Here is a 5,645-nt window from a genome sequence, read left to right as displayed (position 1 = left end):
TTGCCGAGGTTGCCGTTGATCTTGGTGCGGAAGTTCCGGCCGATGATCATCGGCTCGATTTCCGGGTGGTTGATGTTCGCCGGGATGATCGCCCGACCGCGGGCGATCTCGTCACGGACGAACTCGGGCGTGATCTCGTCGGGGATCGACGCGCCGAAGGATTCGCCCGGGTGCTGGCGCAGGAGCTTCGCGTAGCGCGGATCGGCGCGCATTTCCTGCAGACGGTTGTTCTCGCGGATGGCGACGTATTCCATCTCGGGGGTGATGACCCCCTTACGGGCGTAGTGCATCTGCGTGACGTTGGCGCCGGCCTTGGCCCGCCGCGGCGGGCGGATGTGCGAGAAGCGCAGGTTCTCGGTCTTCTCGTCGGTCAGGCGCTCCTGGCCGAAGCGGGAGGTCGGGCCGTCGAGCTGCTCGGTGTCACCCCGCTCGTCGATCCATTCCTGTCGCAGCGGCTCGAGCCCCTTGAGCAGGTCGATCTCCACATCCGGGTCGGTATACGGGCCGGAGGTGTCGTAGACCGGGATCGGCGGGTTGGAAACGATGCCGGAATCGTTCTGGGTCGCCGTCTGGCTGATCTCGCGGTACGGGACGCGGATGTCGGGACGCGAACCGACCGCGTAGCGCTTGTGGCTGGCCGGGAACGGGGCGATGACCGTCTCGGAAAGTTTCGCGGTCTTCTGCAGGAAATCGCTGGGGATTGCGCTCATGGGTATGCCACCTGTGCATCGGTTGGGGCATGCACGACGAGCGCCGACTGGACACGAGGAGGGGATCCCGGTTGTGCCAGACAGACTTCCCTACGCCGATGCAAGCCGGATCAGGTTCCAAGGGTGTTTCTCAGCCGCCTCCCCCGCTCGGGTCGGCGGCACCCCTAGTCTGTGGATGACGGCCGCCGAAAACGGTGGCCGTCGATTGGCGTGACGCTACCCCAGGGCAGGGCAAATGACAAGCTCGACCACCGCCTTTCAGACACTTGCGCGACTGCGGCAGGCCCCGCCGGGGACGGGCCGGCGCGTGCGCCCTCGGGAAGCGAGGCGCCGGCACCCCGCCGTGCGCAAGTTGCCCGCCGTGCGCAAAACCCGTAAATTACCGCGCACTTGTCCTTTCAATCAGGAACAGATCCGAATCATGCCCACCGACATCGAACTGGCCCGCTTCAACATGGTCGAGCAGCAGATCCGTCCCTGGGACGTGCTCGACAAGCGCGTTCTGGAGGTGTTCTTCAATGTGCCTCGCGAACGGTTCGTCCCGGACGACCAGCAGTCGCATGCCTTCGCCGACGTCGCGGTGCCGATCGGCCACGGCCAGACCATGCTGCCGCCGGTCGTCGAAGGGCGCATCCTCCAGCACCTGCAGGTCCAGCCGAGCGAGCGGGTCCTCGAGATCGGAACGGGTACCGGTTTCTTCACCGCGGCACTGGCCTCGCTGGGCAACAGCGTCCGGTCGGTGGATATCTTCAAGGACTTCACCGAGCGGGCCGGCGGCCTGCTCGCGGATCTGGGCTTCGAGCGCGTGGTCCTGGAAACGGGCGACGCGCATGACGGCTGGGCCGCCGACGAACGTTTCGACGTGATCGTGTACACGGGCGCCCGCGCCGAGATGCCGGAATCGAACTACCGCCAGCTCAACATCGGCGGTCGCCTGCTGGCCATCACCGGCACCGGCCCGATCCAGACCGTCTCCATGGTGACCCGGGAATCCGAGACCCAATTCCGTACCGACTCCCTGTTCGAGACCCGCACGGCCTATCTCATCGGGGCCGAGCCGCAGGCGACGTTCTCGCTGTAAGTCCGACTCGACGCCTGCCGCCGGGCAGCGCCGCCCCGGGGCTCATATGGGTCGTCTTATGCGCTAAGCTCTGAACACGCGCCGCGTGCCACTTTTGGCACGCGCGGCGCGTCGTGGCGCTTGTCCAGGCGCCCGACCGTAAGGTAAGGTTCGATAAACATTAACGGGCTATCTAATTCCAGCCAGGGGTTCTCGATCATGTCAGCCAGCCGCCGCTCCCAACCCTCCCCGGCCTCTCGCGGGCAGACGGTACTGCGCCGGGCCACGCTGTCGCTGGCCGTCGGCCTCGGGCTTTCGCTGCACGCCACCCAGGCCACTGCAGCCGATCTGCTGGACATCTATGCGCTGGCCGAGCAGAACGATCAGCAACTGCGCGCCGCGGAGCAGCAGCGCCTGTCGATCGAGCAGAACATCCCGATCGAGCGGGCGGACCTGCTGCCGCAGGTGGGCGCGGGCGCGGGAGTGCAGTTCGACCGGACCGACACCACCATCGGCGAGATCCCCGGCGCGGACAGCACTGACGGCTTTGGCGGCAACATCGCGCTGACACTCGAACAGAGCATCTTCAACCGCACCGATCAGCTCGAGCTCGGGCGCGCGGAACTGCAGGTCCACCAGGCCGACATCGATTACGTGCAGGCGCGCCAGGACCTGATCCTGCGTACCGGCCAGGCCTACTTCCAGGTGCTCAATGCCGATGCGCAACTGCAACTGGCCCAGGCAAACCGGGCCGCGCTCAAGCGGCAGCTCGAACGGGCCCAGCGCCAGTACGAGGTCGGCCTGGTGGCGGTTACCGATGTCGCCGACGCCCAGTCGGAATACGACCAGGCCAACGCACAGATCATCACGGCCCGCAACGAGCTCAACAACGCCCTCGCCGCGCTGGAAACCATCATCGGCCAGCCCGTCACGGACCTCGACGACATCCGAACGAACCTCGACGTGGCCTTGCCGGAGCCGGCCGATCCGGAGCAATGGATCGAACTGGCTCTCGCCCAGAACCTCGGGCTGCAGAGCGCAGCAGTCGGCACGCAGATCGCCCAGCAGGCGGTCGACATCAACCGTTCGGCGCGGATGCCGACGGTAGGCCTCAATGCCCAATACGGTTTCGACAACAGCTACACCGGTGGTGGCATGACCCGGCAGGACCGTCGTGGCTCGCTGAACGGCTCGGTCGGCGTGCAGGTGGAAATGCCGATCTACACCGGCGGGCGAATCAACTCGCGCTCCCGCCAGGCGGCCTTCGACTACCAGCGCAGCCAGTTCGACCTTAACGGCCAGCGTCGCCAGGTCCGCCAGCAGACATCGGACAGCTACCGCGGCGTGGAAACCTCGATCAGCCAGATCACGGCCTTCCGGCAGGCGGTCGAGTCCGCCCGGACCAGCCTGGTGGCCACCGAGGCCGGCTATGGCGTGGGCACCCGGACGATCGTCGACGTGCTGAACGCCGAGCTCCGGGTCTTCGAGGCGATGGCCAACTACCTCGATGCCCGCTACAGCTACATTACCAACCTGCTGCAGCTCAAGGCGGATACCGGCCAGCTCACCGTGGCCGACCTCGAGGAGATCAACCGCCAACTCACCGAGCAGGAGACCAACGCGCTGATCGCCCCGCTGATGGGGCGGGACCGCGACGACGAGCGCGGGTCCGTCACGGACACCGACATGATGCAGCGGGTACTCGAACGCGCCCGCCGCACGGTGGACGAAGAGGAGTAGGCCTCGGCGGCCGACTCCCGGTACACGCCGGGCAGACGCGCCTCGGTCAAGCGCGATCCAGCCAGCGAGCGAGCCGCTCGACCACCCGGTCGGTCGCGCCGCGATGCTCGGCGATCACTGCCCTCGCCCGCTCCCCGCACCCGGCCCATTCCCCGGCATGCGCGAAAGCCCATGCGACCCGCTCGCCCAGTTCGCTCGCATCTACCACGCCCAGACTGGCATCTTGCGATTCCAGGGCCGCAAACACCGCGCGGAAATTGTTCACGTGCGGACCGTGCAGGACGGCTCGTCCGGCGGCCGCCGGCTCGATGGGGTTGTGTCCACCGGTGGGCACCAGTGACCCGCCCATGAACACCACCGGAACCTCGGCGAACAGCCCGGCGAGCAGCCCGGCACGGTCGACCACCTCGACCTCGGCATCCGTGGCACCCGCCCTTTGCCAACGCGCGACGGTCAACCCGCGGTCTTCCACCAGGCGCATGACGTCGTCGGCTCGTTCGGGATGGCGCGGCACCAGGATCAGGCGAGCATCCGGAAACCGCTCCCTGACGAGTTGGTGCGCGTCGAGCACCTGCCCGTCCTCCCCCGGATGCGTGCTGGCCGCAAGCCAGGTATGGACACGACCCGCCGGCAGGTCGTCCGCGAGGTCGGGCAGCGCCAGGTCGAACTTGAGGTTGCCGCAGTCTTCCACGCGGGCGGCACCGAGGCTCGCGAACCGTTCACGATCCATCGCCGACTGGGCACAGATGAGGTCGATGTCCGCCAGCACCTCCCGGAGCAGCGCACCACCCCAGCGACGATAGCGCCGCCAGGAGCGGTCCGACAGGCGGGCATTGGCGATCACCAGCGGCACCCCGGCCCGGCGAGCCTCGCGCACGAGGTTCGGCCAGAGCTCGGTCTCCATGATCAGCACCAGCGTGGGTTGCAGTTCACGCAGCACACGACGCTGGACCGGGGCCAGATCGTAGGGGGCATAGAAATGAGGCACCCCGAGCGCGCGGGCGGCCTCGGCCCCCGTCTCGGTGGTGGTGCTGACCACGACGGGCAAACCCGACCAGCGTACGCGCAGGGCACGGATGAGCGAGGCGGCGGCACGCACCTCGCCCAGCGAGACGGCATGCAGCCAGATCCCGCCGGTAGGCAGGCCTTGGCGCAGCCGCCCGAACTGCTCGAACCGGCGGCGCTGGCCCGGTTGCGCCCGACGGTGACGACGCAGGGCGTCGATCACGAGCCAGGGGGCGAGCGCGGCCAGCATCAGCCGGTAATGCCAACGCCTCATGGCCGGGCTCCCGGGTGCATGCCCGCCCGTGGCGTCCGGTTACCGGTATCGATCATCGGCATTCGTCTGACTGTCCGCTGTCCTGAGCGCATGCCGGCATTATCCCTTAGAATTGGCATCCCATGAGCCGAACCCGCACAAACCGTCCGAGCCGACGCCTCCAGGCGGCCCGCTTCGCCCTGTCGTTGCTGCCACGCCTGGTCGCCTCCCTGCCGCAGCGCGCACGCCTGAGGCTGGGACATGGACTCGGCTGGGTGATGGCCCGGACTCTCAAGAAGCGCCGCCACGTCATGCGGGCGAACCTGGCCGTGGCCTTCCCCGAATGGTCCACCGCCGCACGGGAAGACCTCATCGACGAGCACCTCGCCCGACTCGGCGCGGGCATCTGCGAGGGGTTCTGGGGCTGGTTCGGCAACCTGGACCGCGTGCCCGAGTACCGCATTGTCGGCCTGGAGCACCTCGAGGCCGCCCGGGCCGCCGGCCGGGGCGTGATCCTAAACGCCGCGCATGTCACCGACATGGAACTGGGCGTGTACTTCGTCTCGCGCCATGCGCCGGTGCACGCGGTCTACCGCCCCAACAACAACCCGGCGATCGACGCGCTGATCGACCAGGGGCGCGAAAAGCACCTCGCCGGCCTGATCCGCCGCGAGGACACCCGCGCCATGGTCCGCGCCCTGCGCGCCGGTGACGTACTCTGGACCGCGCCGGACCAGAACTACCACGGCAAGACCAGCGCCTTCATCCCCTTCTTCGGCCTGCCGGCGGCCACCAACACCGCCATGCCAATACTCGCGCGCATGGGAAGGGCGGTGATCCTGCCATACCACGTCCGCCGCTTCGGCAACCGCTACGA

At 67.9% G+C, this 5,645-nt stretch carries 5 protein-coding genes and 1 riboswitch; of the genes, 3 read left to right on the top strand and 2 right to left on the bottom strand.

Translation table 11 applies throughout. The features are described 5' to 3' along the window. On the bottom strand, positions 1–710 hold a 710-nt coding region (locus tag ACESL5_RS09260; protein WP_372592496.1), incomplete at its 3' end, for a phosphomethylpyrimidine synthase ThiC. A 70-nt stretch (positions 711–780) separates the two neighbouring features. Next, positions 781–886: riboswitch (TPP riboswitch) on the bottom strand. Between the two features lie 245 nt (positions 887–1,131). Here ACESL5_RS09260 and ACESL5_RS09255 point away from each other — a divergent pair. Beyond that, positions 1,132–1,791: a protein-L-isoaspartate O-methyltransferase family protein gene (locus ACESL5_RS09255; RefSeq protein WP_372592495.1), complete on the top strand. Its 660-nt coding sequence runs from the start codon at positions 1,132–1,134 to the stop codon at positions 1,789–1,791. Positions 1,792–1,989: 198 nt separating this feature from the next. Beyond that, entirely contained in the window at positions 1,990–3,510 is a 1,521-nt protein-coding gene (locus ACESL5_RS09250; protein ID WP_372592494.1) for a TolC family outer membrane protein, read from the top strand. 46 nt (positions 3,511–3,556) lie between these two features. Here ACESL5_RS09250 and ACESL5_RS09245 read toward each other — a convergent pair whose 3' ends face one another. Further along, positions 3,557–4,789 carry a 3-deoxy-D-manno-octulosonic acid transferase gene (locus ACESL5_RS09245; protein WP_372592493.1) on the bottom strand — a complete coding sequence of 411 codons (1,233 nt, stop codon included), beginning with the start codon at positions 4,787–4,789 and terminating at the stop codon, positions 3,557–3,559. 122 nt (positions 4,790–4,911) lie between these two features. Between ACESL5_RS09245 and ACESL5_RS09240 the strand changes: the two genes are divergently transcribed. Beyond that, a partial coding sequence (locus ACESL5_RS09240; protein WP_372592492.1) for a lysophospholipid acyltransferase family protein occupies positions 4,912–5,645 on the top strand: 734 nt, incomplete at its 3' end.

It is taken from the genome of Guyparkeria sp. (genome assembly GCF_041687595.1).
Classification (GTDB): Bacteria; Pseudomonadota; Gammaproteobacteria; order Halothiobacillales; family Halothiobacillaceae; genus Guyparkeria.
The sequence above is the reverse complement of the archived record's forward strand: the minus strand, read 5'-3'. Positions and strand labels throughout refer to the sequence as shown.

Excerpts from the sequence above, each read along its gene's own strand:
- ACESL5_RS09255 (WP_372592495.1), top strand. The coding sequence starts at position 1,132 with ATGCCCACCGACATCGAACTGGCCCGCTTCAACATGGTCGAGCAGCAG.
- ACESL5_RS09250 (WP_372592494.1), top strand. The coding sequence starts at position 1,990 with ATGTCAGCCAGCCGCCGCTCCCAACCCTCCCCGGCCTCTCGCGGGCAG.
- ACESL5_RS09245 (WP_372592493.1), bottom strand. The coding sequence starts at position 4,789 with ATGAGGCGTTGGCATTACCGGCTGATGCTGGCCGCGCTCGCCCCCTGG.